Annotated in this window: 29 protein-coding genes; 16 read left to right on the top strand and 13 right to left on the bottom strand. The window is 44.8% G+C overall.

Annotated features, from left to right (window positions below; translation table 11 throughout):
- Nucleotides 1–119 precede the first annotated feature (119 nt).
- Both hutX and hutW read right to left on the bottom strand, forming a co-directional pair.
- A complete protein-coding gene (hutX, locus tag KIV41_RS13325; protein WP_010452642.1) occupies nt 120–623 on the bottom strand; it encodes a heme utilization cystosolic carrier protein HutX in 504 nt (167 codons plus the stop codon).
- A 22-nt stretch (nt 624–645) separates the two neighbouring features.
- A complete protein-coding gene (hutW, locus tag KIV41_RS13330) occupies nt 646–2,016 on the bottom strand; it encodes a heme anaerobic degradation radical SAM methyltransferase ChuW/HutW (RefSeq protein ID WP_285336656.1) in 1,371 nt (456 codons plus the stop codon).
- A 167-nt stretch (nt 2,017–2,183) separates the two neighbouring features.
- Here hutW and KIV41_RS13335 point away from each other — a divergent pair, with 167 nt between their 5' ends.
- From KIV41_RS13335 to KIV41_RS13360, 6 genes are read left to right on the top strand one after another with little or no spacing between them, the layout of a single operon-like run.
- Nucleotides 2,184–2,930 (top strand): energy transducer TonB, encoded by a 747-nt coding sequence (locus KIV41_RS13335; protein ID WP_285336657.1) that lies wholly within the window; start codon nt 2,184–2,186, stop codon nt 2,928–2,930.
- A complete protein-coding gene (locus tag KIV41_RS13340; protein WP_285336658.1) occupies nt 2,930–3,628 on the top strand; it encodes a MotA/TolQ/ExbB proton channel family protein in 699 nt (232 codons plus the stop codon). The genes KIV41_RS13335 and KIV41_RS13340 overlap by 1 nt, the downstream gene beginning before the upstream one ends.
- Nucleotides 3,625–4,038 carry a biopolymer transporter ExbD gene (locus KIV41_RS13345; protein ID WP_038882707.1) on the top strand — a complete coding sequence of 138 codons (414 nt, stop codon included), beginning with the start codon at nt 3,625–3,627 and terminating at the stop codon, nt 4,036–4,038. The genes KIV41_RS13340 and KIV41_RS13345 overlap by 4 nt, the downstream gene beginning before the upstream one ends.
- Before the next feature lie 25 nt (nt 4,039–4,063).
- Complete coding sequence (locus KIV41_RS13350) at nt 4,064–4,933, top strand: hemin ABC transporter substrate-binding protein (protein WP_285336659.1); 870 nt, start codon at nt 4,064–4,066, stop codon at nt 4,931–4,933.
- Between the two features lie 9 nt (nt 4,934–4,942).
- Entirely contained in the window at nt 4,943–5,980 is a 1,038-nt protein-coding gene (locus KIV41_RS13355; RefSeq protein ID WP_088879963.1) for an iron ABC transporter permease, read from the top strand.
- Nucleotides 5,980–6,762, top strand: coding sequence for a heme ABC transporter ATP-binding protein (locus tag KIV41_RS13360; RefSeq protein WP_285336660.1), 783 nt, complete (start codon nt 5,980–5,982; stop codon nt 6,760–6,762). Before KIV41_RS13355 ends, KIV41_RS13360 begins: the two co-directional genes overlap by 1 nt.
- Before the next feature lie 85 nt (nt 6,763–6,847).
- Here the strand turns inward: KIV41_RS13360 and KIV41_RS13365 are convergent, their stop codons facing one another.
- Nucleotides 6,848–7,309 carry a TetR/AcrR family transcriptional regulator gene (locus tag KIV41_RS13365; protein WP_010452658.1) on the bottom strand — a complete coding sequence of 154 codons (462 nt, stop codon included), beginning with the start codon at nt 7,307–7,309 and terminating at the stop codon, nt 6,848–6,850.
- A 523-nt stretch (nt 7,310–7,832) separates the two neighbouring features.
- On the opposite strand from KIV41_RS13365, the gene KIV41_RS13370 reads away from it, so the two are divergent.
- Nucleotides 7,833–8,132 (top strand): YfcZ/YiiS family protein, encoded by a 300-nt coding sequence (locus tag KIV41_RS13370; RefSeq protein ID WP_010452661.1) that lies wholly within the window; start codon nt 7,833–7,835, stop codon nt 8,130–8,132.
- A gap of 47 nt (nt 8,133–8,179) precedes the next feature.
- Here the strand turns inward: KIV41_RS13370 and KIV41_RS13375 are convergent, their stop codons facing one another.
- Entirely contained in the window at nt 8,180–8,452 is a 273-nt protein-coding gene (locus tag KIV41_RS13375) for a YnjH family protein (RefSeq protein ID WP_285336661.1), read from the bottom strand.
- A gap of 264 nt (nt 8,453–8,716) precedes the next feature.
- Between KIV41_RS13375 and KIV41_RS13380 the strand changes: the two genes are divergently transcribed.
- The gene (locus KIV41_RS13380; protein WP_285336662.1) at nt 8,717–9,316 is read left to right on the top strand and encodes a hypothetical protein; all 600 of its coding nucleotides are present in this window, start codon (nt 8,717–8,719) and stop codon (nt 9,314–9,316) included.
- Nucleotides 9,317–9,427: 111 nt separating this feature from the next.
- Here the strand turns inward: KIV41_RS13380 and KIV41_RS13385 are convergent, their stop codons facing one another.
- On the bottom strand, nt 9,428–10,537 hold the full coding sequence (locus KIV41_RS13385) for a 1-acyl-sn-glycerol-3-phosphate acyltransferase (RefSeq protein WP_088879960.1): 1,110 nt from the start codon (nt 10,535–10,537) through the stop codon (nt 9,428–9,430).
- A 192-nt stretch (nt 10,538–10,729) separates the two neighbouring features.
- On the opposite strand from KIV41_RS13385, the gene KIV41_RS13390 reads away from it, so the two are divergent.
- Entirely contained in the window at nt 10,730–11,338 is a 609-nt protein-coding gene (locus tag KIV41_RS13390) for a hypothetical protein (RefSeq protein WP_038882695.1), read from the top strand.
- Nucleotides 11,339–11,382: 44 nt separating this feature from the next.
- On the opposite strand, the gene KIV41_RS13395 is transcribed toward KIV41_RS13390, so the two are convergent.
- Together KIV41_RS13395 and KIV41_RS13400 are read right to left on the bottom strand one after the other, a co-directional pair.
- Nucleotides 11,383–11,865, bottom strand: coding sequence for a hypothetical protein (locus KIV41_RS13395; RefSeq protein WP_010452671.1), 483 nt, complete (start codon nt 11,863–11,865; stop codon nt 11,383–11,385).
- Nucleotides 11,866–11,879: 14 nt separating this feature from the next.
- Nucleotides 11,880–12,413: a nicotinate-nicotinamide nucleotide adenylyltransferase gene (locus KIV41_RS13400; protein WP_010452673.1), complete on the bottom strand. Its 534-nt coding sequence runs from the start codon at nt 12,411–12,413 to the stop codon at nt 11,880–11,882.
- A gap of 210 nt (nt 12,414–12,623) precedes the next feature.
- On the opposite strand from KIV41_RS13400, the gene nadE reads away from it, so the two are divergent.
- Nucleotides 12,624–13,454, top strand: a complete 831-nt coding sequence (gene nadE / locus KIV41_RS13405) for an ammonia-dependent NAD(+) synthetase (RefSeq protein ID WP_038882690.1) — start codon at nt 12,624–12,626, stop codon at nt 13,452–13,454.
- A 110-nt stretch (nt 13,455–13,564) separates the two neighbouring features.
- Here the strand turns inward: nadE and KIV41_RS13410 are convergent, their stop codons facing one another.
- The gene (locus KIV41_RS13410) at nt 13,565–15,382 is read right to left on the bottom strand and encodes a hybrid-cluster NAD(P)-dependent oxidoreductase (RefSeq protein WP_285336663.1); all 1,818 of its coding nucleotides are present in this window, start codon (nt 15,380–15,382) and stop codon (nt 13,565–13,567) included.
- 288 nt (nt 15,383–15,670) lie between these two features.
- Here KIV41_RS13410 and KIV41_RS13415 point away from each other — a divergent pair, with 288 nt between their 5' ends.
- Both KIV41_RS13415 and pyrC read left to right on the top strand, forming a co-directional pair.
- A complete protein-coding gene (locus tag KIV41_RS13415; protein WP_005453437.1) occupies nt 15,671–15,835 on the top strand; it encodes a YqaE/Pmp3 family membrane protein in 165 nt (54 codons plus the stop codon).
- Between the two features lie 154 nt (nt 15,836–15,989).
- The gene (pyrC, locus tag KIV41_RS13420) at nt 15,990–17,018 is read left to right on the top strand and encodes a dihydroorotase (RefSeq protein WP_020194060.1); all 1,029 of its coding nucleotides are present in this window, start codon (nt 15,990–15,992) and stop codon (nt 17,016–17,018) included.
- 121 nt (nt 17,019–17,139) lie between these two features.
- Here the strand turns inward: pyrC and KIV41_RS13425 are convergent, their stop codons facing one another.
- On the bottom strand, nt 17,140–18,045 hold the full coding sequence (locus KIV41_RS13425; protein WP_009697135.1) for a DUF808 domain-containing protein: 906 nt from the start codon (nt 18,043–18,045) through the stop codon (nt 17,140–17,142).
- A gap of 174 nt (nt 18,046–18,219) precedes the next feature.
- Between KIV41_RS13425 and KIV41_RS13430 the strand changes: the two genes are divergently transcribed.
- The gene (locus KIV41_RS13430) at nt 18,220–19,137 is read left to right on the top strand and encodes a M14 family metallocarboxypeptidase (RefSeq protein WP_285336664.1); all 918 of its coding nucleotides are present in this window, start codon (nt 18,220–18,222) and stop codon (nt 19,135–19,137) included.
- Here the strand turns inward: KIV41_RS13430 and KIV41_RS13435 are convergent.
- Nucleotides 19,132–19,920, bottom strand: coding sequence for a helix-turn-helix domain-containing protein (locus KIV41_RS13435; RefSeq protein ID WP_010452704.1), 789 nt, complete (start codon nt 19,918–19,920; stop codon nt 19,132–19,134). The genes KIV41_RS13430 and KIV41_RS13435 overlap by 6 nt on opposite strands.
- 98 nt (nt 19,921–20,018) lie before the next feature.
- Here KIV41_RS13435 and KIV41_RS13440 point away from each other — a divergent pair, with 98 nt between their 5' ends.
- The 3 genes from KIV41_RS13440 (at nt 20,019) to KIV41_RS13450 (ending at nt 21,990) form a co-directional block, all read left to right on the top strand.
- On the top strand, nt 20,019–20,924 hold the full coding sequence (locus tag KIV41_RS13440; protein WP_252042515.1) for a DMT family transporter: 906 nt from the start codon (nt 20,019–20,021) through the stop codon (nt 20,922–20,924).
- 159 nt (nt 20,925–21,083) lie between these two features.
- A complete protein-coding gene (locus KIV41_RS13445; protein ID WP_010452707.1) occupies nt 21,084–21,569 on the top strand; it encodes an acyl-CoA thioesterase in 486 nt (161 codons plus the stop codon).
- Between the two features lie 178 nt (nt 21,570–21,747).
- Nucleotides 21,748–21,990 carry a hypothetical protein gene (locus KIV41_RS13450; protein WP_029561135.1) on the top strand — a complete coding sequence of 81 codons (243 nt, stop codon included), beginning with the start codon at nt 21,748–21,750 and terminating at the stop codon, nt 21,988–21,990.
- A gap of 353 nt (nt 21,991–22,343) precedes the next feature.
- Here KIV41_RS13450 and malG read toward each other — a convergent pair whose 3' ends face one another.
- From malG to malE, 3 genes are all read right to left on the bottom strand, one after another.
- Nucleotides 22,344–23,234, bottom strand: coding sequence for a maltose ABC transporter permease MalG (gene malG, locus KIV41_RS13455; RefSeq protein WP_010452709.1), 891 nt, complete (start codon nt 23,232–23,234; stop codon nt 22,344–22,346).
- Nucleotides 23,235–23,246: 12 nt separating this feature from the next.
- Complete coding sequence (gene malF / locus KIV41_RS13460) at nt 23,247–24,821, bottom strand: maltose ABC transporter permease MalF (RefSeq protein ID WP_010452712.1); 1,575 nt, start codon at nt 24,819–24,821, stop codon at nt 23,247–23,249.
- A gap of 77 nt (nt 24,822–24,898) precedes the next feature.
- A complete protein-coding gene (malE, locus tag KIV41_RS13465) occupies nt 24,899–26,077 on the bottom strand; it encodes a maltose/maltodextrin ABC transporter substrate-binding protein MalE (RefSeq protein ID WP_045394602.1) in 1,179 nt (392 codons plus the stop codon).
- Between the last annotated feature and the right edge of the window lie 440 nt (nt 26,078–26,517).

The following is a 26,517-nucleotide window of genomic DNA, read 5'->3' on the forward strand; positions in this document are numbered from 1 at the left end:
GATACCTAACTTTACTTGTTTTGTGTTTCCGAGTTTAAACTCGGTTATTCTTTGATAAACGACGCCACCCCACCTGTTGGCGGATGGAGCAAGCGTCGTACGCATTTAACATTATTAAACTACTGGTTGAACTCAGCTTGCATTGCACGGAATGCAGTTACTTGCTCTTCAATCAGTTCGCGCTTTTCATTACGACCGAGGTAGATCTTAAAGATGTTGCTACCGCACTCAGAGAAGAAACCAAAGTAGTGGCTTTCGCGTCCCATAAACGGCTTACTTACTAGCGCGATGTTTTTCACGTTATCCAGTTTAAGGTGGCCATGAAGCTCGCCTTCTTTACCCATTAAGTTATAGTAACCACGTGCTACTTTGCCTTTCGGGAACGGTGCTTTCACTTCAAATATTGAGCCGAAAGAGTGAACAATCGTCGTTACAGGACCAAAGCCAACAAGACCTTCCAAAATGCCTTGTGCTTGCTCACCCGGAGCCACCGCTACCATTTCTTGAGGTAATGCTGCAACCACTTCAAATTCAGATACGCCAAGGCGCTCTGCCATCGCCGCTGGCAGCAGTTGTGGTTCTTGTTCTAGTAGGGCTTCGACCTGTTGCTTAATTGATTCCATTGTTTTTTCCATTTCTTTCAGATTAATTGTTAGATACTTTTGGCACGTTTTCGTTCATTTCCGACGTTAGTACCTGAATACATGCCTGCGCGAGAGAAACTGCCCAGAAGCTCCCTGCAAGGGTTAGCACTAGGCTGCGCTCTTGAAGTTCTACCAAGCCCTTGCCATGCCAGACTTTGAACAGCGGCATTAGGAAGTTAAAGGTATCTTCACCCATGAAGTTTGGCAGTTTATTCCCTTGGACAATGCCACGGTCAAAACCTGACTTAAGCGCAGCAAAGAGTGGCTCTAGTGGGCTTTGCTTCATCATCATCACGATAGTGCTTTGCCCTTCATTCACGGCCTTCACATAAGTGTCTAGCGTGCGGTGTTGCATCATGCCGTAACCACCGATATTACCGCCAGCACCGCAGCCAATAGGAAGCACTTCTGCATACGTCTTCGCTAGGCTGTTGTACAAGCTTCGTTCACGGTTATCGATCGCCCAGTGGTTAACGCTGAGTTGCTTCATGTGGTGCTTCGACATGAATTTCGCACCAAGCTCGTACATACCAGCTTTTTCAGGCGCGGTTGCCGGTGGCGGCATCTTACCCTTCTCAACTAGGTTCAACATTGGGGCTGTCCCACCAACAACCAGTTGATATAGGTCCAAACCGTGCGCGCCAGTAGACATAAAGTCGTGCAAATCTTGTTCGAGCACTTCCTTTGTCTGATAAGGCAAGCCATATAGCAGATCTATAATGACGGGAATTTTGTCTTCTTTAGCGAGCTCAGCAACGCGGTTCAAGACATCTTCACGATCATCTAAACGCTTAGCACTACGACGTACTTTGGTATTGAAGCTTTGCACACCAAATGAAAAACGGTTGAAACCTCCGTCTAGCGCTCCCTGATACAGCTCGTCCGAGAATCGGTTAATACGCCCTTCTAGGGTAATTTCACAATCGGCGGCTAAAGGGAAATAGTCATGAATTGCCTGACCAAGAATACGAACTTGATCTGCAGATAAGTCTGTAGGCGTGCCTCCGCCGATATAAACCGCATGAAAAATGCCACTTTGTGTCCATGGCAGTGCAGCTTTCTCTTTCAGCTCTTTCATTAGAGCATCAAAGTACTCATCAACAAGCTTACGGCTCGCCGCATTTTGGAAGAAGTTACAAAAAGTGCAGCGCACACGACAAAATGGCACATGAATGTACAGGCAACGCTTATTGGTCTTTTGCGTTGTTTCGGAAGTGATCCGTGACAGAATTTCACCTTGTTGTGGCGGTGGCACTGGCATGCTGCTACCACCCGCATGTGCGGAGTGTTTTTTCACAAAAGCAAAGCGCAGCGGATCGGGGCTATCACTCCCAAGAATTGATTCGCCAAATTTATAAATGTCGACGCTCATATTTACTCACTTAAAGCCCACCACACAAAGGATTGAGGCTCATTTCAAAAAAACTGCAAAGATCATAATTTGCGCGTAATGATAATGCAATTGATAATTGATCTTATTTCCTTTTCGCGTAATAATCCCTTCCACTTGATAATGATTCCTACTACCGAGATTTATCCGTGAACGTTAAAAGATATGCCATTGCCGGAGGCGCCTCTTTAGTGGTGCACGCTGCGCTTCTTTTTGTCTCTCAAGAGACGAAAGTGTTTGCAATGCCAGCAGGCAATCCCACCAGCTCGGTAAGCTTGAATTTAGTCTCAGCGCCAAAACCGGTACAAGCGGCTCCAACGCCACAAGAAGTGGTGGAAGAAAAGCAACCGGAGCCAAAGAAACAACCTGAACCTAAGAAACCAAAGCCTGCGCCGGTTAAAAAAACGGTGGAAAAACCGATCGTAAAAAAAGAAGCGGTGAAGAAAAAACCCGTTGAAAAGAAACCTGAACTGGTTAAAAAACCTCAACCACCAAAACCCGTTGCAAAGAAAGATCCGCAACCAAAAGAAAAAGTGGAAGAGAAAATCGCAAAAGAACCTCAACCGCAACAAGCGGCTCCTAATAATCAATCTAAAGGGGCGACATCACAGCCTGTAATGGTTGATCAGCCTGCTTTTGTGTCTCAACCAGTTCAGCCCCGCTACCCACGTTCAGCACGCAAACGCGGTATTGAGGGTGTCGCCCTCTATGAAGTGTGGCTAGATGCAAACGGCAACCAGATTAAACAGGTTCTTATTGAATCATCAGGTGCAGAGATGCTTGATGTTTCTGCTCTACGTGCCATCAAACAATGGCAATTCTCACCACATATTTCTGGTGGGCAAAAAGTTGCTCACCGAGTTCAAATCCCAGTTCGTTTTAAGTTGGATGGATAATGGAACAGCTACAACATTTACAAAACCAATTTGGTCTTATGACTTGGCCTTTAGTTATTTGCTCTGCACTTGCAGTCATGATCATTGCGGAAAGACTCTTTCAAGTATTCATTAGCTTAGGCGTCGGAAAACGCGCGATTCGCCAAAAGTTGACCGACCTTGATCCAACCAACAACAAAGACATCGAAGCCCTAGCGGATGAGTTTTCCGGCAAGCGCCCCCTCTTATACCGTGGCGTTGCGATGCTGCTTGCCCACCACTCATTTTCTAAGTCATTACGAGAAGACGCAGCAGGGATTTGGCTACAAGAAAAACGTCATCAGTTGCACTCAGGGCTGCGTTTATTGACCCTGATTGGCGTGATCAGCCCTCTTATTGGTCTGTTGGGTACGGTACTTGGGCTTATCGACATGTTTAAAGGTATTGCTTCTTCTACAGGCAACATCACACCAAACGATCTGGCCGATGGTCTTGGCCTTGCGATGCGCACGACAGCTGCAGGTTTGATCATTGCATTGCCAGCAATTTCTGGCGCACAACTTATTGGTCTATGGGCTGATCGTGTTATCGCAAAGCTTGAACACACTCTGAACTACGTGAACCTATGGCTTGAAGGCATTTCACTTCAACACGTATCCCCTGAAAACAGCAAAGAAGTCGCGACTGTTGCAAATCATGTTGAAGCGAGAAGCTCATGATAAAGGCACCGCAAGACAATAACAGCCACGGCTTAACACCAGACTTAACTCCGCTGCTCGACATCATCTTCATCGTTATGGTGTTTCTGATGCTCACCGCCGCGGTGAAGTTAGATTCCCTCGATGTGAACCTACCAAGTACTGATTCCCAAGCAGTTGCTGAAGTAGACAAACAATCGATCACAGTGAACATCCTTAAAGAAGAGCCACATTGGGCGATCAATGGTAAGGCGTACATCGATTGGGAAAACTTCACGATAGCTCTGTTAGAAGAAAGCAAATCAACCGACAAACCCATTGTGATTGGTGCGGAAAAGACCGCAGATATTCAGTCACTGGTGAAGCTTCTTGGCTTTTTACAAGAAAACGGAATTCAAGCGACTCAACTGCTCACTGAAGAGTCGCAATAAAAGAACATAGATTGAGAACAAACTAATGAATAAAACACTCTTGCCCGTTCGTACCGCATTGACAGCCGCTATTACTATGCTTGCAAGTGCGACCCTGTTTGCCAACGAAGCACCATCAAATGAACGTATTGTCAGTGCGGGTAGCGCTGTGACTGAGCTATTGCTTGCTCTTGATGCCAAAGACAGCCTTGTTGCTGTCGACGTAACAAGCCAGCTACCGGAAGGGATGGAGCTACCAAAAGTTGGTTACCACCGCCGCCTGTCTGCTGAGGGCTTGCTAGCACTTAGTCCAACTAAAGTGATTGGCTCAGATGAAATGGGCCCAAACACCACGCTAGACCAATTGAAATCAGCGGGTGTTAATGTCGAGATCGTCAACACAGAAGCAAACGTGGAAGGTTTGGTTGATCGTATCGACCAAATAGCGACCATCATGCATCGTGAAGATCAAGCAATAGCACTGAAAACAAAAGTTGAAACGCAAGTAAAAGCACTTGAAGGCAATCAACCAGCGAAAGCTGACAAGAAGAAGGTACTTTTCCTACTGATTCACGAAGGTCGCCCAGCAAACGTCGCAGGCTCAGAAACCACACCGGATGCAATCATTCAACTTGCAGGTGGCGAAAACCCAGCAGCGAGCAAACTCTCTTCATACAAACCACTATCAACAGAAGCAATGGTCGAGATGCAACCAGACGTGATCCTTGTGAGTGGCCGTAGCTATCAAACAATGGGCGGTGCAGATGCGATTTTGAAAGCAATGCCACTTCTTGCCGCTACCCCTGCAGGGAAGAATAAAAACATCGTAACGATTGATGGCCATGCTTTGGTTGGCGGTTTAGGACTTAAGAGTCTTTCAGAAGCCAAGCGCCTTAACGAACTACTATACCCATAGAGAGACTCAATGCTGTTAAGACGTATCCCTTTATCTACTACTCTACTTGCGTTATCGGGCATTTTAGCCTTTATCGCTGTAGCGTCCATTACAGTAGGTCCAATGAATATTAGCCTCTCAGACAGCCTGAGAGGCTTAACAGGATCAGGTTCAGACCTTGCTCCTCATATTCAGCTCGTCATCAACGAAATCCGCCTTCCACGCACCATTCTTTGTATGTTTATTGGTGCGATTCTCGCTATCTGTGGTGTTGTAATGCAGGGGTTATTCCGTAACCCACTTGCCGAGCCAGGCATCATCGGTGTTTCTGCTGGTGCTGCGCTTGGTGGTGCATTTGCAATAGTCGTATTTGCCGACTTCAGCCAAAACTACCCAACACTAATGAACTTAGCTGCATTACCATTCTTCGCCTTTCTAGGCGGTGCGATTACAACGGTATTAGTTTACTGGCTAGGCACGAATAAGTTTGGTACGTCAGTAACCATCATGCTACTAGCGGGCGTAGCAATTAGTGCTCTTTCTGGTGCAGCGATTGGCTTTATGAACTTCATCGCCGATGATCAAATGCTTCGAGACTTAACGCTTTGGTCGATGGGATCACTAGCAGGAGCAAACTGGTCAGGGATTGGCTTAGCCGCTGTTACGCTCATCAGCTTGATGTTCTGGTTCCAGAGAAAAGCCATGTCATTAAATGCATTGCTTTTGGGCGAGTCAGAAGCCAAACACCTAGGGGTGCCGGTACAAAAGCTCAAACGCCAACTTATCCTCCTGTCTGCTGTTGGAGTGGGTATTACGGTGAGTATCTGTGGTGCAATTGGCTTTATTGGTCTGGTGATTCCACACCTTGGCCGTATGCTTGCAGGCCCTGACCACCGTACACTACTTCCTATTTCAGCGCTGATGGGCGCACTGCTTCTGACCGCCGCTGATATGTTTGCTCGCGTCGCTGTTGCGCCCGCAGAGCTACCTGTAGGCATTGTGACTGCGCTGATTGGCGCGCCATTCTTTATCTACTTACTGTTCCAACAAAAAGGGAAGATCCTGTAATGAATGACATCGTTTTGTCTGGCAGAAATATCTCAATGAGATACGGAAGCCGAGTAGTACTAGACGACATTAGTATCGATATTCGTGCAGGTGAGGTCACCGCATTGTTGGGGCCAAATGGCGCGGGTAAAAGTACGCTGCTCAAGCTATTGTGCGGTGAAATTCCCTCTCAGAGTGACATCCAGTTCTTTGGCAAACAAAAAAATGACTGGGAGCCCTCTGAAAGTGCAAAACACGTTGCCATGCTACCTCAACACAGCACGCTGACGTTTCCGTTCTTAGCAAGAGAAGTCGTCGAGCTAGGTGCGATTCCTCTATCGATTTCAAATAAAGAGACCACAGAACTTGCTTTGCAATACATGAAGCAAACCGATGTCTTGCATTTGGCAGATAACCTCTATCCTGCTCTTTCTGGCGGTGAAAAACAGCGCTTACACTTAGCTCGTGTATTAACGCAGCTTCACCTGTCCGGTGATAAGAAAATCTTAATGTTAGACGAACCAACTTCAGCGCTCGATCTTGCCCACCAGCACAACACACTCAAGATCGCTCGCAAGGCTGCGAAAGCAAACAACGCCGCCGTTGTTATCGTATTGCACGATCTTAACTTAGCCTCTCAATATGCCGACAGATTAGTGCTGTTGCATGATGGAAAGCTGGTTTGTGATGACACACCTTGGAACGCCCTGACACCAGAACGCATTGAATGTGTCTATGGCTATCGTTCTATCGTAACGAAGCACCCAAGTATGGATTTCCCGCAAGTCCACTCAGCGGCTTAAACAGAGAGCCTGTGCTACGACCACAGCAAAGTGCTCCAAGAAACAAAAAAACCCGCTCAATAGCGGGTTTTTTATTTGATTCGTGTTATTTGCTCATTTGAATTAGAGACTTACCTATTAACCACTCTAGCTCTCTGTCACTACCAGCGCCAAATTGGCTTTCTGCCATTTTGTACAAACGATCAATGCCGTTTGAAGCAAACTCGTGTGCGCTTTCTGAAGTAACAATATGATGGAATAATAGACGTAGAATTGCTAAGAATTCTTTGTCTTCTAAGGCCTTAACCCAGCTTTGAGAGAACGCATCAACACCTTTGTCAAATTCTAGATGTTCAACAAACATCTTAAAAATTCGACCATCTAGTGCTGCGGTAAAATCCGTTTTCTTCGGGAAATGGTGGCTAATACCTGTACGCGATACACCTGTTTGCTGGCTCAACGTTGTATATGACATTTTGTCATAACCAAGTCTAAGCAACTGATCAACAACAGCATCCATTATTTTTTGGATAGTGATTTCGGTATCTTCTTTACTACGCTTTGGCATATTTTAAGCTCTTCTCTTTTTAAATCCATCTAACTCACAGTTAAATGAGGCCAGAATGAAAATCATCTCAGCATTATCTATTGATGAGCTTTTTCTTCAATATAAGCTCAATCAACTCGAAACCACGCGGCGTAAATCGTGGTTTACATTGACCTTTTTATCAATATCTGTGATTAAAAATATGGCACTTAGTTCAATCCAATAAAAACCAATGCCAGACTATTCATCATGAATATGCTTTTGCCAAGAATGATAATTATGTAAAAATAATCAATCAGGAAATAGTCTTATAAATTAATACTTAGTTCAACTCACCTGACAAAAAACTGACTGCACAATTCATCAATTACTCTTAAATATTGATACACATCACATTTATCAATCAAATTGTAGCGTTTCATCAGCATTAACCTTCGGTTAACAACATAGCATACCGAGCCTTTTTTATCCAAATTCATTCATTTTTGTAGATACAGATCAAATACCTGATAGAATACCCATAGTTTTTACAAGAGGATTCGTTATGAGTGTCGAATTAGAAGAAAACCAAGTATGTGAAGCTTGTGGCTGCGCTGGTGAAATCGGCTTCATCATCAAAGAAGGTGACGATGTTGCTGACGTAACGATTTTTGCTGAGTCTAAAGCGGCATTAGAAGCAGAGTTTGCAAAATACCTAGAGCTAGCAAAAGCAGTATGCGCAGACGTTGAGTACAACACATCTGAACTTACTGAAGAATCGAAAGAGTTAAAAGCTCGCTTCAAGTTTGATGTAAGTGCTGAAAAGCTAATCTTTGAACTAAAGACCCGCTCTCTAGCGCGTTAATCAAAGGTCACTCCCTCTACATAAAGCGAGCCTTATGCTCGCTTTTTTTAGTTATTGCTTTCAAACACAACCCATTTTAAAGCACCATTGAGCTCAAAATCTTTCTCCGGGGCGCATTGAATTAAGACACTATCGATTTTAAGTACAGCGCCAATACTGTATGCCTTATCCTCATAATAGCAAACACGTTTACCGATACTTCCATCTGTAACAATCACTGGTTTTATGTCGGATGTTGTATATGTTTTCGCATGCGCATCATCAGTGACTAATAATATCCCCGAAACCGCAATAGCGAATAATGGTGTTAAGTAATTCATATTGTTTCCGCCCAGTAAGAAGATGCTTAGAGGTATTGTTCTATTTATAGACTCTATCATTATTTAGGGCCACAAACCGGAAAGAACATCAAGTTACTGAATATTATAAATTGCTAAACAACCTATGAAACTTAATAAGTAATATGATTGCTGATACGCATTTCTTAACGTCGCTATTTCAGTTAAATAGATATAACGTTCTAGCAGATATCTCGTGATTTAGTTATTCTTTCAAGTATGTTGTTGCCACTTGGTTCAAATAATATGTTTCGCGGCTTTCTTCTCACAATTTGCCTACTATGTCCATGGGCAGCAAATTCCTATGAACTCGATTCATACAGTAAGCTCAATCACGTTGATAACTATGGCAATATCGACTTAAGAAACAAGCCATATTCATCTTTGCCAAGTGGCCTTGTTGTCAAAGGCAACTTGAACATATCTAAAACCGCTATAACTAAACTTCCCAAAGGCCTCAACGTTAGGGGAAGCTTAGAAGCGACAAACAGTAGCTTGAAGAAAGTGATGCCCGGCGTATCCATTAAGGGCTATGCCAACCTACTAGGCAGTCAAATTGAGAGTTGGCCTAAAGGCGTCAAATTAGGCGGTTACCTAAACTTAACCGACACACCACTAAAGCGATTGCCTAATAGGCTCAAAGTTAAGGGTGACCTAAGCGTAATCAGAACGCCTATCGAATCATTACCAGAAGGCTTAGTCGTGGAAGGTAACCTATATATTGGAGGGTCTGCGCTAAGAGAGTTTCCCGATTCTATGACAGTTAAGGGTAATATTTTCTTAGGTGGTAATCGAATATCTAAATGGCCTACGACGCTTAACTTAGGCGGCGCGGTCGCACCATGAGGTGTTTTTAGACTTCGATGGGAGGAACGAGCTAAGAACCTATAGATAACACGCCTATGTTAAGTTCTTATTTACCTCGTTCCTCTGAACTGGTCAATTTCGGCTAACCGTCTAAGCCTCTTTATTGTTAACCGGATTCGCGTAACTTGCTACGAGAAAACGCTGGGCACCAACTGGTAACATCTCAAGCTTTGCTGCTAGTTGAGACTTGACGTCATCTGTAACACTCTCATCTTCACACCCTGCAGCAAGCAGGTTGATAGGGAATACTCGATACTTATTGTGAATTTGGCGGTCGATTTCGTTTGCTAACTCGTCTGGCGTCTCAAATTCTTGGTCAATTACATCACCAAATGCGACATGCACTTTACCTTTGTAACCCACGATACCTTGGATGATGCTTTCAATGTCTTCAAACTCACCTTTTTCGTAGCTACCGTTCTCTGATTTTTCATACAGCTCTTTGGCTTTCGCAATGTCGCAAGGATCGTTTTGATATGAAATTGATACTGGCACAATCTTCAATGAACGAGTGTATTCACCAAAGCTAATTTTTTGCTTACGACCTTCAACATGAAACATCTTTAAGATCGCTGGGTCGGTGAAATCATTACCGTCTTTAGCTCGGCCTTCTTTTTGGGCAATCCAAATAGAGTTGCCAGTATCTAGAGAGTGTTTGATGTAGCCTGATAGCTGGCCAAGTGCTTTCATCATTTCACGCGGGGCTTTGGCTGAGCGTTTAACAATGAAGCTCTTATTCAGTCTCATTAGCTCTGTAGCACACGGTTTCTTTAGCAGGTTATCACCAATCGCGATACGTACAGTACGATGATCCGTTTGATGTAAACCATAGTTAACGAGCGCAGGGTCCATCGCAATATCACGGTGGTTAGAAACAAATAAGTAAGATGTGTTTTTGTCCAGTTTATCCAAACCAGAGAAGGTGACACCATCAGTCGTTGTATCCAACGTATCTTGAAGGTATTTCTTTACTTCTAGCTGAATGGCTTCCACAGAATCCAGTTTACTCCACTTCGCTTTTAAGTAGACACGGATAATCGGACTCATGAGTGTTTTGAACCACGCCGCTTTGTCTGCAAAACGGTGGTTTAAAATCGCGCTGATAAACTCATCGTCTTTGATCAGGCGGTCCAGCGCTGCTGGAATTTCTTCGTCATTGTATGGACGAATTTCAAAATAAGGATCTGTATTAGAAGTCATTGTTCACTACATTTCAAAAAAAGCTGGCACATTCTACGCGGAGTTTTGCAAGCCCGCAGCATTTCTCCCCATACTTTTAACATGGTCATACCAGTAACATCACAAGATAATCCCCCAATTTGCCTTTATATCTGGTTGGCATTTGGGGGGTTTAGCGTTACCCTTAGCGCCCCGAAAACTCAGGTCTTTCTAATGAACTACGCGATTGAATTTCACAACGAATCATACTCCCTTCTCACCACAACAGCTCGAAAGAAGGCGTTAAAACACAGCTTGTTAACCGTTGTTGAAGGGCTCGCAACCATCAGATTAGGTAAACATGAGTATGCCATTGAGCCGGGTAACTCTTTTTGGATTCCTCAAGGATGTTTGAGTTCCATCACTTATTTTCCAAACTGTATTGTTATTCGTTGCGATTTCTCTGTTCGTTTGCGAGATAACTTTGCTCCGCAGGCTGGTTTTGTTGAGCGCTCTCTTCTGCTTCAAGCCGCACTTGAGAAAATACAAGTATGTGACGCAGAAACGTCACTTCACAATGATCTACTGCGCATTATCAAGCATGAAGTGCTCGACGTTGAGCCGAAAATCATCACATCTAAAGTAAGCGAAGCCTTGAAGCAATGGAGCCCGCAGAGTAAAGATCAGGCATTAAAGGAACTCCATCTTGCTCTATTGGTACGAGAAGCTCGAAAGAGAACGCTTTCTGGCATTAAGAAAAGGCAGGTAGTTGAGGATTTGTTTGACGGCAGTGAGCAGCAATGTGATCAGCTAAGTGAACTGTTATTAGGCAAGAAACTGTAACCAAAGAAATTCAAAAGCGTGCACTTGGCACGCTTTTTATTGGTTCAGAAAGGGACTTCGATTTGCATCATCCAATTGGCGTCATAATAGTCATGCCATCGATAATCAAATCTCATTCGAGGCTCTCCATCCCCTTTGTCTCCAAAACCGACACTAAACATCAACCCATGGCTTTTTAGCCATTCTTCTGTCGTCATGTCTCTTTCAAAGTCTCTCAGCTCTTCAGGCATCCAAACACCTAACCCAAAGTAGTTCTTTTCCAAGCTTTGGGTCAATATTGGAGTATCTTCCGGCTTGATGGCCCATTGTTCCCAATAACTTTCTATCGGCTCATCCAAAAGGACTTTCGGCTTATACCACCTCAGAGCATCGGAACTTAACACACCGACACTATCAAAGAGCTCTTCGCACACAGACATCGTATTATCGGCAAATACAACAGAGCGATCCGATTCGTAGTTACATGCAGAATACGCCTGGCTTATAACAAGCAAGGAGCATGTACTCACTAAAATCGCTCTGAACATAGATCTAAGACCTCTTATTTACCGAACGGCATTGTCTTATATAAGCCTTCATCAATCAACATGCGCTTGACCGAAATCGTCGTATAACGGTCTATGCTTTCACCTTGGTTGATTGCATTTCGAATATCAGTGCTTCGGACTTTCAACTTTTCTGGACAAGCCATAACAGACCAACGCTTGGTAATTTCTTCTGCTTTATAAAACTTAGCAAATTTGAAAAAATTATCAGGACCAATAACAAAAGTTATATCGGCCGTCGGATAAATTTCTTGAATTTTTGTCAGCAACGCAAAAGTCGTCACACTTTGCTCAGGTTGGTACAAAGTTTGCTCCAAATCCGAACGTTGAACATTGGAAAGCGCCATATCCTTGATAAATGCATCGACAAGCCTGCACCGAGTTGGGTAATCCAACATGTCTTTGCCCCATGCGTGTGCAATGCTTGGTTCAAGAAGCACAACGTCGAAGTGACTCAATGACTCGATCACACTTTTGTGACCTAAACTCGGCGGGTTAAATGCACTACCAAAAACGGCGATTTTTTTCATATCCGGTGATTACCTGGTTGAAGAGAGTTTTCTAATCCAATGAATTCGGTATGATACTACTAATCTTTAGAGTTTTTTGACACTAATGCGACGTTTGTGAGCATCAAGTGAGTGTTTTATCACCATTTAAGAACCATGAGCGCTCGCCTCGGTATGAGCCTCTTTATACTGATTTGGTGTCTAATATATTTGCAGGAAAAGGAACCCGAAATGGAACAATCCATCCGCGATGAAATGCGTGTACTACCTTCTATCGACCCGCATTTCGAAATTGAACGCCGTGTCGCTTTTATTAAGCGTAAATTGCAAGAAGCAGGCTGTAAGTCTCTTGTTCTTGGCATCAGCGGTGGCGTTGACTCAACGACATGTGGTCGTTTAGCTCAACTGGCTGTAGACCAACTAAACGAAGAAGCGAGCGACAATAGCTACCAGTTTATCGCTGTTCGTTTGCCTTACGGCGAGCAACAAGATGAAGATGAAGCACAACTTGCACTTTCTTTCATCCAGCCAACGCACTCTGTATCGGTAAACATCAAAGCAGGTGTAGATGGCCTTCACGCCGCTTCTCACGTTGCATTAAAAGATACTGACCTTCTTCCAACGGATGCTGCGAAAGTTGACTTCGTGAAAGGTAACGTAAAAGCGCGTGCTCGCATGGTTGCTCAATACGAAATCGCTGGTTACGTTGGTGGCTTGGTTCTAGGTACTGACCACTCGGCAGAAAACATCACTGGTTTCTACACCAAGTTTGGTGATGGCGCGTGCGACATGGCGCCACTATTCGGCTTAAGCAAACGTCAAGTTCGTGAAGTAGCTGCAACACTAGGTGCTCCTGAGCAGCTAGTGAAGAAAGTACCGACCGCAGATTTGGAAGAGCTTGCACCACAAAAAGCTGATGAGGATGCACTGAGCCTAACTTACGAACAGATCGATGACTTCCTGGAAGGTAAGCCAGTATCGCAAGAAGTGAGCGATCGTCTTGTAGCAATCTACAAAATGACTCAGCACAAACGTCAGCCAATCCCAACGATCTACGACTAAAATGCGATTTTATTCCTGAGCGATTTCTTTCTGAATCTGCTCTGAAGTAAATAAAGAAAACGCCGCTAAGTTAGCGGCGTTTTTATTTGTTACGGTTTATTTTTTGGAGTTCAGTCCGTAAGTGTCACGTCCGTCTGCGGAATAGCACAACACGCGAGCACTTTACCCATTGCACGTTCTTCTGCGCTTAATGCAGGTACATCCGGATGATCGACCTGCCCTGATTCTAATTGCACCTTACACGCCCCACACAAGCCCGCACGGCAGCTGTTCGTGATACTCTTACCTGAACTCTCAACTTGCTCAAGTAACGTTTGTTGATTGTTCCCCATCAACTTAAAGCCATTGAACTCAACCTCAACACTTTTCTCAGGTTTGGTCGTCGCAACCGAAACGCCAAAGGCTTCTTGATGGTAGTTATCTTCAGGTAGCCCTTTTTTAAGCAGAAGGTTTTTCGCTTTTTGCATAAAACCATCTGGGCCACAAACGAACACTTGGCGTTGTTCAACATCTTTAATCTGTTTTATATGAGACAGGCTGATACGCCCTTTCAGACCAAACCAGTCCACCGCAGGCTGAGTTAAGCAGATCTTCACATCTAAGCCTGGATGCTGGCGTTTTAGTTCGTTTAACTCATCTTTGCACGGGATATCAATCTCGCTACTACATTGATGGTAGAACACCACGTCATCGAGCTGGTTGTGATCAGCCAAGTAACGCACCATCGATAGCATTGGCGTTACACCGCTACCGGCAGACAGCAAGAGTAGAGGCTGAACAGAGTGTTCTTTTAAATGAAATTGACCATCTGGCGTTTCCGCTTCCAATACATCCCCCACTTGCAGGTTATCCAGTAACGCGTTAGATACACGACCACCAGAAACACGCTTGACGGAAATCGCATAACGGCCTGGGCGAGATGGGCTAGAAGAAAGCGTATAACGACGCCCAACTTTCTTACCGTCTATATCCACTTCAATTGGTAAATGCTGACCCGGCAAGTATGTTGGCAACTGGCCTTTACTCGGCTCAAGCCATAAGGTGACGAAGTCACGCGCAATCTCTTCTCGCTCGACACAGGTGAGCGACATGCGATTAGGAGAGTTATCTGGATAGAACTCAGCTTCTTTGTATTCCAGCACTTCCACCTTGTCTCCCTGACGAATAATACCTTCGTTAAGGGCAACAAGGTTTTGACCGAAGAACACACCACCACGTTCATTAGCACGGAACTCTTGCAGTGTTTTCAACGGTTCTTTGCTTTCGCGGAAAGTGCCACGTTGAGTATTAACGGTGGTTAGAATGCAACGCTCACAAGGTTTCACTGATTCAAATTCGACTTCACCAATGCGAATGCGCTTCCATGAATCTTCTTCAAATGGCTTGGTATCGGACACCACAAGGTTGGTTCTAAACTGGTCCATCGAGTGCTGTTCAGAGCTTCTGCGATTTAGCTCTTCCAGTGACGCCTCACTGATCACAAGCACCGGATAGCCATCAGCAAAGCTAACGTTGTGGCCCAACTTCTCTCTTACACGATTAGATTGCTCACCAGTAAAAAGTAACTCAACGCGAAGACCTAACACTTTACTAAACCAATCATCTGCTTCGTCAGTGGTGGTGTATGCAGTAAAACTGTCTTTCCAAACCGTCGCGGGTGCTTCCTGCATTTTGAAATCTTGATAACGGATCTTTAATGGCTCTTCCCCAAGGCTGGTAAACACCACACCATCTGGCAATAACGCTGATTTGATGGTCACCATTTGTGGGAATTTACGGGCCGTCACCATTGAGCCATCTGACGTCGCAATCATAAATCGACGATCAAAACTTAATCCTTGTTTTTCAACCCAAGCGGAAGACAGCGCGACGCCTCCTACGGATTTCACTGGAAAAACATTAATTTGGGATAAAACTGATTGCGACATAACCTACTTCCTACAGGTGCTTTTTAATTGTTCTACTATCATATCCCCATAAGCTTGGTGACCCAAGTGTCTCGAGGTTACTCGGGGATAAAACTCCAATTTGCACGTGATATATTCATAAGGGATTCATTGTTGAGCTCTAGGATATGTGTCAGTGCGTCGCATTTTATGAATAACGTCCCATAAATTTGCACATTATTGACGAAATTAGGATTGCCAAGATGTGACATTGAGCACATAATTCGCCAACTTTTTGACACTAAAAATAACCTATCCGGAGCATAGACCATGGATACTAACAAACTGATTCTAATTCTACTTTGTATCTTTCTTCCACCAGTGGCGGTTTACATGGAAAAAGGTCTAGAGAAAGACTTCTTCATCAATCTAATCCTGACGTTTTTCTTCTTCCTACCAGGCACAATTCACGCGCTTTGGTTGACGATGAAGTAACCAGCTGAGCTCCTACCGTAAAGAAATGTGAAAAATGGGGTGAAATGGAAGAGCAATTCCACTATCATCCTGTCGCCTAAGCGCAAGCGTTTGCTCTTGAGGTAAATGCAGCGTTTAGGCTCCAAACATAACTTTTTAATGGTGGGAGCAATTAATGACAACACTGACTATTACTCGTCCTGACGATTGGCACGTTCACTTACGCGATGGTGAAGTTCTAAAAGATACCGTTCGCGATATTAGCCGTTATAACGGTCGTGCACTGATCATGCCGAACACCGTCCCACCAGTGACCAATACTGAAATGGCGCTAGCCTACCGTGATCGAATCCTTGCTGAGCAACACGGCGAGCAATTCGAGCCTCTTATGGCGCTGTACCTTACAGATAACACCACACCAGACGAAATCCGCAAAGCCAAAGCAACAGGAAAGATTGTCGCTGCAAAGCTCTATCCTGCGGGCGCAACCACCAACTCTGATTCTGGCGTAACCGATGCAAAGAACATCTACCACGTTTTTGAAGCGATGGAAGAAGTTGGCATGCTGCTTTTGGTTCATGGTGAAGTGACTCACAACCACGTTGATATTTTTGACCGTGAGAAGGAATTCCTAGACACGGTTCTTGCTCCTATCGTCAACGACTTCCCTAACCTAAAAATCGTTCTTGAGCACATCACGACTGCGGACGCGGCTAATTTCGTAAACAACGCTTCTGATAACGTTGCAGCAACCATCACTGCTCACCACCTGCTGTTTAACCGCAACCACATGCTAGTAGGCGGCATTAAGCCACACTTCTACTGCTTGCCAATTCTTAAGCGTAATACCCACCAACAAGCGCTTATCGAAGCAGCAACGAGTGGTAGCAAGAAATTCTTCCTAGGTACAGATTCAGCACCACACGCAAAAGGCGCAAAAGAGTCAGCTTGTGGTTGTGCAGGTTCTTACACTGCACACGCAGCGCTAGAGCTTTACGCTGAAGTCTTTGAGAACGAAGGCAAGCTAGAAAACCTAGAAGCATTCGCTAGTTTGAATGGCCCTGATTTTTACGGTATCGCTCGTAACACAGATACCGTGACGCTAGAAAAAGCAGCTTGGGATGTACCAGAAACGATGCCGTTTGGTAGCGACATCGTTGTGCCAATTCGTGCAAATGAAAAGATTGAGTGGGAAGTGAAGTAATCATCTCCACGAAATAAAAATGGGTCATGCCACCATATTCGATATGGAAACGCATGACCCTTTTCTTTTGGCTCCTTTAAGCCTTATGTCTACTGTCTACTGTCTACTGTCTACTGAGTAATTATTTACCACGAACTTTCTCTACTAAAGTCCAAGCTGCAACCACAACCAAGCCAGCGATGACACCAATCACACCATTAAGCAATGTCGGCACAATCGCCGTCGCAATTGTATGACCACGGAAATCCATGATGATCGGTTCAATCAGATGATGAATTGCAGGCACGTTATGGACAACAATACCGCCCCCAACAAGGAACATTGCCGCAGTACCCACCACAGCAAGCATCTTCATCAACTTAGGTGCAAACGCCACTAACGCTCCACCTAGCTTGGCTTTCAGTCCTTCACCATTTGATGTGCGTTCTAGGTAAAAACCTAAGTCATCAAGCTTAACGATGCCTGCGACTAAGCCGTAAACACCAATGGTCATCAATACCGCGATTAAGCTGACCACAAGAATTTGCGTTACGATGCTTGAGCCTGTCACCGTACCCAAAGCAATCACGATGATTTCTGCAGAGAGGATAAAGTCAGTACGAATCGCACCGGCGACCTTTCTCTTCTCGTACTCTTCAACCGATTCTCCGGTATTGAGCTCTTCTTTCTTCTCTTCATGTTGGTGCGCATGAGGAAAAAGCTTTTCTAAGATCTTCTCAGCCCCTTCAAAGCAAAGAAACAAACCACCAATGAGAAGTAATGGCATGATCAGCCAAGGAATGAAGGCACTGATCAACAACGCCGATGGCACTAGAATCAGTTTGTTTTTAAACGACCCTTTTGCCACCGCCCAAACCACCGGGATTTCTCGTTCTGACGCTACGCCAGACACCTGTTGCGCATTTAGCGCTAAATCGTCGCCCAGTACACCAGCGGTCTTTTTCGCCGCCATCTTCGACATCAACGCGACATCATCCAATACAGCTGCAATGTCATCCAACAGTGTTAGTAAACTTGCTCCAGCCATTTATTTATCTCTTTTATGGAATTGAATAAGTAACAAAATGTAACACCAATAAACTACTCAGCAAAGTTATGATTTCGCAAAGAATAAGGTCACAAATTGTGTTTTCTATTGCCGTGGCTTTGAGACAGGACTAGTCTTGTCTTACCTTTCACGCACACAAAAGAAAAAGTATAGATGAAAAGCGGATACACTTACCCAATTGGTACCCCAGGTCAGTCATGGGGTGAAGCAGAACGTAAAGCTTGGCGTGAGCAACGTGACGTAAAACGTAGCTACCAAGAAGAAGTCGTGACCAAAATTGATGCTCTTCGCGAGCGTTTTGATGTTGAGCAATACGGCGCACTCTCTTACGACGAAGCGCGCTTCCCTCTGTTTTGTATCAAGACTCGTAACTGGGATGCTGCAAAACCGGTTGTTTTAGTAACTGGCGGCGTACATGGCTACGAGACAAGTGGCGTACATGGTGCGCTGAAGTTTGTTGATACGCAGGCAGAGCGTTATGCAGAACACTTCAATATTGTCGTTGCACCATGTGTCAGCCCTTGGGGGTACGAGGTGATCAACCGCTGGAACCCAAATGCGATTGACCCAAACCGCTCTTTCTACGCAAATAGTCCTGCGGAAGAGTCAGCTAACTTGATTAAGCTTGTTGCGACCTTAGGTGATGTTCTAATGCACATCGACCTGCACGAAACCACCGATTCTGACGAGACCGAATTCCGCCCTGCACTTGCAGCACGTGATGGTCTTGAATACATCGAAGGCATGATCCCAGATGGTTTCTACACGGTGGGCGATACAGAAAACCCACAACCAGAGTTCCAAAAAGCCGTCATCGAGTCAGTAGCGAAGGTGACCCACATTGCCCCAGCGGACGACCAAGGCGAAATCATTGGCTCGCCAGTGGTGCAATTTGGTGTGATTAATTATCCAATGGTGAAACTAGGTCTGTGTGGCGGCGTCACCAACTGCACTTACGGCACCACAACAGAAGTTTACCCAGACAGCCCGAAAGTCACTGACGAAGAGTGTAACGACGCTCAAGTGGCGGCGGTTGTTGGTGGTCTAGACTACGTGCTCGCTCAGCTATAACAAGCGGTTCTTATATTGCTCCGGTGTTATGCCGGAGTATTTCTTGAACATAGCAATAAAAGGACTGGCTTGGTTGTAGCCCAGTGTCAACGCCACCTCTTTTACAGTCTGCCCCTTTCTCAGCAACTCCATCGAATGCAGGTAACGCACCCGCAATCGCCACTCGGTAAAGCTCATCCCCAATTCACTTTGGCAATGGCGAGCTAACGTACGCTCTGTAGTGTGCACCTTCTCCGCCCACTCTCCCAAACTAATTTCATCGGTTGGAGCTTCTTCAACAGCTTTTAAGATTGGCTCTAGGTACTTATTGTCAGTGGTTGGCAAGAAGTGATGCTCAACCTCTTGTTTGGCTAGCTGATCGAGAAGGACTTGGACAAGACGCTTATCTTCTTCGTTTTGAGCAACATTAATATCGCGCTGACGGAAATCTTCTACAATCGCCGAGACAATGGGCGTCACTTTGATCAAACTGGTTTTGGAGGGGAAGTGCTTCGTCAACTCTGGTGCAATATTTAAAGAGCAGTATTCCAATGGTTTGCGGTTATAGCTCTTATGTCGAATACCCGCTGGCACCCAAATCGCAAGATGAGGAGGAGCTAAGAAGCGAGTATCTTCCGCATCCATTTCTAAGATACCACCACTGATTAGTTGAACTTGCCCCCATGGGTGACTATGAATACGAGTTTCCGTATTCGACAGGAAGGCCTCAAAATTCATAAATACATCTGATGGTGCTCTATCAATCGATAATGACGGGTGAAGATTCCTAGTGCTCTTTTTCAAATTTGTCTTCCTATCGCTTACTATGTCTTTCCAGAGATACTTTTCATTATAAAGACCTGTCAGACTAGCGCCATCAATTATTCTGCGATGAGGTTCTCATGGTTTATTTGCTTCCGTTCTTTACTGTCATGATTTGGGGTGGGAATTCCATCGTAAATAAAATGGCAGCAAGTGCCATCGAACCGAGCGCAATGAGCTTCTACCGTTGGTTTGTTGCCATGGTGCTTCTAACACCATTTTGCTTACCTGCGGTGATCAGACAGCGTCATGTGATTCGTCCATACCTTGCTAAGCTAGCATGCCTAGCCCTACTGGGCATGGTACTAAACCAATCACTCGGCTATTACGCGGGTCTTACGACGACAGCTTCTAACATGGCCCTGATCACCTCTCTCGTCCCATTGATCAGTGTTTTCTTGAGTGTGCCTTTATTGGGTAAATCAATTTCCATGTTGAGCGTAGCAGGTGGTGTAATTTCATTAGGCGGCTTGGCATTTATGCTTGGTCATGGCGACATTTCCTACTTCCTTCACCAGGACATGACCCAAGGTGACAGCTTGATGTTGTTGGCAGCTCTTTGCTACGCGATTTATTGTGTGCTGCTTAAACGCTGGAAAATGCCTTTCAACAGCATGACTTTGGTTTACATGCAGGGCTTTTTCTCGTTAATAATGCTAGCACCATTGTGGTTGAGCAGCGATCAACTCCTGCCAAGCCAAAGCGCACTACCTTTAATTGCTTACGCTGGTATTGCCGCATCTATCTTTGCCCCATTAATGTGGGTGAAAGCGATTGATTTGATTGGTGCAGATTCAAGTGCCATGTTTATGAACCTAATGCCAGTGGTTTCGGTAGCCTTAGCTTCAACCATGCTTGGGGAGGAGGTACATGTCTACCACATCATTGGCGGCATGCTGGTTATCTCCGGCGTTATTCTTTCACAAATTAAGATTCGTAAGAAAGCACCCACTACGCCCCCAGAGTTACCCGCAACCTCTCAATAAGCGTTTAAAAAGCCATGGTCATCACCGTGGCTTTTTTCTATCGAACACAAACGGGTGGTAGCGTTGATAGAAAAGTTAATATTTTGTTGCATTGCCTATTCCAGATTCAACTCCTTACTGATACATTGAAATCAGTAACAACGCACAAAGGAATGACAGATGAGCAGTGGTCAAAGAGACATTACCCTTCGTTTTCTTGCTGAGCCAGGAGACGTTAACTTCGGTGGGAAAGTACACGGTGGCGCCGTGATGAAATGGATCGACTTAGCCGCTTACGCATGTAGCGCGGCTTGGAGTGGTAAATACTGTATAACTGCTTACGCGGGTGGTATTCGTTTCGTTGCTCCGATTCATGTTGGGAACTTGGTAGAGGTAAGTGCAAAGGTTATTTATACTGGTCGCAGTTCAATGCATATCGCGATTGATGTACAGGCTAGCGATCCTAAAGAACTTAAAAACCGCCTCACTACGCATTGTATCGTTATCATGGTTGCGGTAGATGAGGATGGAAAACCTACTGACGTACCTAAATGGATACCTGAATCAGCTGAAGACAAAGCTCTAGAGCAGTCGGCAATACGTCTAATGAACATGCGCAAAGAAATTGGCGAGGAGATGGAAGCTCACGTCAAGTATCTCAAATAGAGTGTTTAGTGTGGAGCGATAACTTCCTAAGCATACTCGCTCCTTAGCTCTCAAGGTTTTCTTTCTTTATGGCTTCATTTTGAGGGCTCAGCTCAGTTCCCTTCCCTTTCCACTGTCATATTTCTTTCACTTTGTTTTGCTTAAATCTCTGCACTGTCAGGAAGCTTGAGTTTAAGCCTTGAAAATAATTACAACTCTCAGTGAAACCACTCTTACTAATCTTAAAGCCGTAGAGTATCAATGGGTAAGAACCATGTATGTCGAAGGGTATAACGATGATGAAATAAACCATTACATCCAAACTTGCTTTGGAGGTGATGCTACTTTTGCCGATCTATTCCGTCGCGTCGCATTGCAACAAACAAGCATGTATACATTGCTTCAATACGTAGGGTGCGCGCCATCCAGCAAAGAGTTTTAACTTTCTCCTCGCACATAACGGAACCGAACAACCACCCACTATTTATGTGAAGTGCGACGCACAGCATTCTAACCGTACTGTGTAATCCTTTGCAAAACGGCTAATCTCACCTGACTAACCAAACGATTTATAGATATAAAAATGCCCGAGCTAAAACTCAGGCAATGGTTACAAAAACTGTTAGTGATTTTCATAGTAAGGAACAAAGCTAACAGCCAGCTATGCGTAACGCCAATATTGCTGATATTACTGATCGGCGGCCAAACCAAAAACGTAATATCGAAGCAAATACAAGGGCGACCAAGCGGTCGCCCTTATTCTTTTTATTCTTAATCCTTAGCGACCCACTAAGATTAACCTTTCACACCACCAGCTGTTAGTCCACCAACTAACCAGCGCTGTGCAAGCAAGAATACTACTGTGATTGGCACTGCAGAAAGAACTGCTGCTGCGGCAAAGTCACCCCACAGGTAGTTCTGAGGGTATAGATATTGCTGCATACCAACCGCTAGAGTGTATGAGTCTACATCAGAAAGCAGTAACGATGCTACCGGAACTTCACCAATCACCATAATAAATGACAAGATGAACACTACCGCTAGGATTGGCACAGACAGTGGTAGTAGTACCAGACGGAACGCTTGCCATGGTGTCGCACCGTCCAATGCCGCAGCTTCTTCTAGTGAAGAGTCAATGCTCTCGAAGTAACCTTTGATTGTCCATACGTGTAGTGCGATACCACCAAGGTAGGCAAAGATCAAACCACCATGCGTATTCAGGCCAAGGAACGGAATGTATTGTCCAAGCTTGTCAAACAGCGCGTACAATGCCACCAATGCCAGTACAGCCGGGAACATTTGGAAGATCATCATCGCTTGCAGGATGGTGTTCTTGCCCTTGAACTTCATACGAGCAAATGCGTATGCCGACGTAGTAGACAGTGCCACAATCAAGATTGAAGAAATGCCGCCAACCTTAACTGAGTTCCACAACCAAGTTAGAACTGGGAACGGAGGTGGTGTCACCGTGCCATCCGCATTGGTAACCGCAATACCTAACGCTAGTTTCCAGTGGTCCAGCGTTGGGTTATCTGGGATCAGGCTACCCGTTGCGAAGTTACCTTCACGGAATGAGATAGCGATGACCATTAATAAAGGGAAAATAATCAGTGCTAAGAACGCCCACATTGCGGCGTGCGTAGCCCATACACGATACTTTAATGACTTACCTTGTACCATTGCCATTGTGATGTCTCCTTAATCTTGAGCTACTTTAGTTACACGCAGGTTGATAAGTGCTAGTGCGCCAACCAACAGGAAGATAAGCGTTGCTACTGCACTTGCCAGACCAAAGTCCTGACCGCCCGCACCTTCAAAGGCGATACGGTATGTGTAGCTAACCAATAAGTCGGTGTAACCCGCAGGTTCTGAAGTTCCGATCATGTTCGGACCACCACCTGTCAACAATGCAATCAGTACAAAGTTGTTGAAGTTAAACGCGAAGCTGGCAATCAGGAGCGGCGTTAGCGGCTTGATCATCATCGGCAGCGTGATACGCGTAAAGTTAGAAACAAAGTTAGCACCATCAATTGCCGAAGCTTCATACAAGTCTTCAGGTATCGCTTTTAGTAGGCCCATACACAAGATCATCATGTAAGGGAAACCTAGCCAGGTGTTCACAATTAAGATCATGGTTTTTGCCATGAATGGGTCAGAGAACCACGCTGGGCTAATACCAAACAAGCCTTCAAGCAACATGTTGATCTCACCAAAGCTTTGGTTAAACAAACCTTTGAAGATCAGGATAGAGATAAACGCTGGTACGGCGTAAGGCAAGATAAGCAGCAAGCGGTAGATAGAACGACCTTTCAGTTCTTCCCATTGAACTACACTCGCTAATACCAAGCCGATAATCAGTGTAAACAATACTGATAGTGCAGAGAACAAAACCGTCCAGATGAAGATACTGATGAACGGCTCTTTGATGCCATCATCTTTCCATACACGTTCAAAGTTGTGTGAACCAATCGTTACGATGAAACCTGGAGAAACAGTATTGCCGACAAATTGACCGCTTTCATCGACTGGCTGGTAGTAACCCACTTCCATGTTAGGCAGTAGAGTTTCACCCGATTTATTGTTGTAAAGTGACTGACCATCTTCCTGTAGTGTGAACAGTGGTACCACAGCAGCGAACTTACGTAAGCCACTCATACGGATATCATCACCACTAGGCAAATGCAGATCGACGCTGCTCAGTGCACTACGGTTTTTCACGATCGTTTTGATCGGTTCTTTCTCACCGCTAATCTCTGTCACTGGCGTCAAATCAAGATCTGAGACTGACATACCTTCAAGCTGAAAACTTGGCGTAGCAAGTAGCTCACCACCTTTTTCAACTACGATCTGGTGACCTTGTTCAGTTTTATAAAGGGTAAATGGGTAGCTGTCGCCACTCTGATAAGTTCTGTCTAATAGGACGCTTTGAGCACGTTCCAGCGAGAGTTGGTTTTTCGCGCTGTAGTTGGTAAACGACAAACCAACGGTGTACGCCAATGGGAAAAGGATAAACAGAATCATTCCGGCGATACCCGGATAGATATAACGGTGGGCGTAGGTCTTTTTACTACCAAAGATATACAACGCCAATGCAGTAAGAATGAGCGTAAGCAGTGCAAACGCAATCTCACCACGAGAATACATTAGAATAGTAGCGTAACCATTTATAAAACCGATTGAGCCTAATAGTGCCCACTTGATAAACACTTTTTTGCTGCTCGGAAGGTTTGCATCTGGTGCTGTCATAGCATCTGTACCTTGAACTGACTGCATAGGGAACCTGCTAGCGATATAGAATAAATATAGAAAAGTAAGGAGGAGTTGCCTCCTCCTTAAAAGGTATTACTGAATTATTTTGTCATTTGTTTTTCTGCATCTGCTAGAGCAGCATCTACAGTTTGACGACCGTCTACAACGTTGATGATAGCGTTCTTAGCTGCACCCCAGAATGCGTTCATTTGTGGGATGTTAGGCATGATTTCGCCGTTCATCGCGTTATCCATTGTTGCAGCGATACGTGCATCTGAATCTAGTTCACGCTGGAATGAGTTAAGTGCTACTGCACCTAGTGGCTTGTCGTTGTTAACCTTGCGTAGACCATCGTTAGTCAGTAGGTAGTTCTCGATGAACTCTACCGCTAGGTCACGGTTAGGTGATGCTGTGCTGATACCAGCAGTTAGAACACCAACGAATGGCTTAGAAGACTGACCTTGGAACTTAGGAAGAGTTGTTACGCCGTAGTTGATGCCAGATTTCTCGATGTTGCCCCAAGACCATGGACCGTTGATAGTCATCGCAGCAGTACCTTGGTTGAACGCTGATTCAGATACTGAGTAGTCCATATCTGGAGAGATAACTTTGCTGTCAACTAAACCTTTAACGAAGTTCATTGCGTCTTTCACGCCTTCTTTCGCAATACCAGCGTCTTTCACATCGTAGCCTTCAGACGTGTATTTAAACGCGTAACCACCGTCAGCAGCCATTAGTGGCCATGTGAAGTACGGTTCTTTTAGGTTCCACATGATTGCAGACTTGCCTTCTTTCTTAAGTTTTGCATCTAGTGCAGCAACTTCTTCCCATGTCTTAGGTGGGTTTGGAACAAGGTCTTTGTTGTAGATTAGAGATAGAGACTCAACCGCTACTGGGTAGCCAATTAGTTTGCCATCGTAACGTACTGCATCCCATGCAAAATCAACGATGCCTTCTTGGATTTCTTTCGAAGGTTTGATTTCAGCAAGTAGACCTGCTTCTGCATAACCACCGAAACGGTCGTGAGCCCAGAATACGATATCAGGACCATCACCGGTAGCCGCTGTCTGAGGGAATCGGTCTTGAAGGCCATCTGGGTGAGCCACTGTTACTTTAATACCAGTGTCTTCTTCAAACTTTTTACCAACTTCTGCTAGACCGTTGTAGCCTTTATCGCCGTTGATCCAGATTGTTAGTTGTCCTTCTTCGATGGCAGCATTAGCACCAAAAGAACCCAAAGCAACAAGAGTACCTAGTGCTAGAGCGCTTAATTTTTTCATGTTCGTATCCTTTTTATATTTTTGATGTAGGGCGAGTCCATTGAGGTTCAGCCGTATTTCGACATATATCATCTGAAATTATCCAATATGTCTCATCCTCCTAATCCCTACGCCCTTGTAATTATGACGTATTTTCGTGATCTGAATCGCCAAGGGTTAGCGACCCAAATCACAAAATGAGCACTTCTTGTGATCGAATTCACCTTTGGGTCACGCAATAATGTGATATCCGCCCAACTTGCTCTCTACTCCTCCTTTTTCACTCCTCCCTGCCTACTCCCCCTGCAATTATTTCTATTGGGAGGATGTATCAGTGAACAGAATCTTAGAAACTGCAGTCATCCAAGAGTGGATGGTAAGAACCCTTTCCCAGCAGTACCTACCCTATAGGTTACAAGATTTGCTGGTTTTGCATTGCCATACGAGTGGAATGTCATTAT

The organism is Vibrio sp. D401a (genome assembly GCF_030248515.1).
Lineage (GTDB): Bacteria > Pseudomonadota > Gammaproteobacteria > Enterobacterales > Vibrionaceae > Vibrio > Vibrio rotiferianus.

Coding starts and splice junctions, on each gene's coding strand:
- KIV41_RS13350 (WP_285336659.1), top strand. CDS start 4,064: ATGAATAAAACACTCTTGCCCGTTCGTACCGCATTGACAGCCGCTATT.
- KIV41_RS13375 (WP_285336661.1), bottom strand. CDS start 8,452: ATGAATTACTTAACACCATTATTCGCTATTGCGGTTTCGGGGATATTA.
- KIV41_RS13390 (WP_038882695.1), top strand. CDS start 10,730: ATGAACTACGCGATTGAATTTCACAACGAATCATACTCCCTTCTCACC.
- malF (WP_010452712.1), bottom strand. CDS start 24,821: ATGCAGTCAGTTCAAGGTACAGATGCTATGACAGCACCAGATGCAAAC.
- KIV41_RS13410 (WP_285336663.1), bottom strand. CDS start 15,382: ATGTCGCAATCAGTTTTATCCCAAATTAATGTTTTTCCAGTGAAATCC.
- KIV41_RS13445 (WP_010452707.1), top strand. CDS start 21,084: ATGAGCAGTGGTCAAAGAGACATTACCCTTCGTTTTCTTGCTGAGCCA.
- KIV41_RS13400 (WP_010452673.1), bottom strand. CDS start 12,413: ATGAAAAAAATCGCCGTTTTTGGTAGTGCATTTAACCCGCCGAGTTTA.
- hutW (WP_285336656.1), bottom strand. CDS start 2,016: ATGAGCGTCGACATTTATAAATTTGGCGAATCAATTCTTGGGAGTGAT.
- KIV41_RS13340 (WP_285336658.1), top strand. CDS start 2,930: ATGGAACAGCTACAACATTTACAAAACCAATTTGGTCTTATGACTTGG.
- KIV41_RS13415 (WP_005453437.1), top strand. CDS start 15,671: ATGGATACTAACAAACTGATTCTAATTCTACTTTGTATCTTTCTTCCA.
- KIV41_RS13425 (WP_009697135.1), bottom strand. CDS start 18,045: ATGGCTGGAGCAAGTTTACTAACACTGTTGGATGACATTGCAGCTGTA.
- KIV41_RS13345 (WP_038882707.1), top strand. CDS start 3,625: ATGATAAAGGCACCGCAAGACAATAACAGCCACGGCTTAACACCAGAC.
- KIV41_RS13385 (WP_088879960.1), bottom strand. CDS start 10,537: ATGACTTCTAATACAGATCCTTATTTTGAAATTCGTCCATACAATGAC.
- nadE (WP_038882690.1), top strand. CDS start 12,624: ATGGAACAATCCATCCGCGATGAAATGCGTGTACTACCTTCTATCGAC.
- malE (WP_045394602.1), bottom strand. CDS start 26,077: ATGAAAAAATTAAGCGCTCTAGCACTAGGTACTCTTGTTGCTTTGGGT.
- KIV41_RS13365 (WP_010452658.1), bottom strand. CDS start 7,309: ATGCCAAAGCGTAGTAAAGAAGATACCGAAATCACTATCCAAAAAATA.
- malG (WP_010452709.1), bottom strand. CDS start 23,234: ATGGCAATGGTACAAGGTAAGTCATTAAAGTATCGTGTATGGGCTACG.
- KIV41_RS13430 (WP_285336664.1), top strand. CDS start 18,220: ATGAAAAGCGGATACACTTACCCAATTGGTACCCCAGGTCAGTCATGG.
- pyrC (WP_020194060.1), top strand. CDS start 15,990: ATGACAACACTGACTATTACTCGTCCTGACGATTGGCACGTTCACTTA.
- KIV41_RS13395 (WP_010452671.1), bottom strand. CDS start 11,865: ATGTTCAGAGCGATTTTAGTGAGTACATGCTCCTTGCTTGTTATAAGC.
- KIV41_RS13360 (WP_285336660.1), top strand. CDS start 5,980: ATGAATGACATCGTTTTGTCTGGCAGAAATATCTCAATGAGATACGGA.
- KIV41_RS13355 (WP_088879963.1), top strand. CDS start 4,943: ATGCTGTTAAGACGTATCCCTTTATCTACTACTCTACTTGCGTTATCG.
- KIV41_RS13370 (WP_010452661.1), top strand. CDS start 7,833: ATGAGTGTCGAATTAGAAGAAAACCAAGTATGTGAAGCTTGTGGCTGC.
- KIV41_RS13380 (WP_285336662.1), top strand. CDS start 8,717: ATGTTTCGCGGCTTTCTTCTCACAATTTGCCTACTATGTCCATGGGCA.
- hutX (WP_010452642.1), bottom strand. CDS start 623: ATGGAATCAATTAAGCAACAGGTCGAAGCCCTACTAGAACAAGAACCA.
- KIV41_RS13440 (WP_252042515.1), top strand. CDS start 20,019: ATGGTTTATTTGCTTCCGTTCTTTACTGTCATGATTTGGGGTGGGAAT.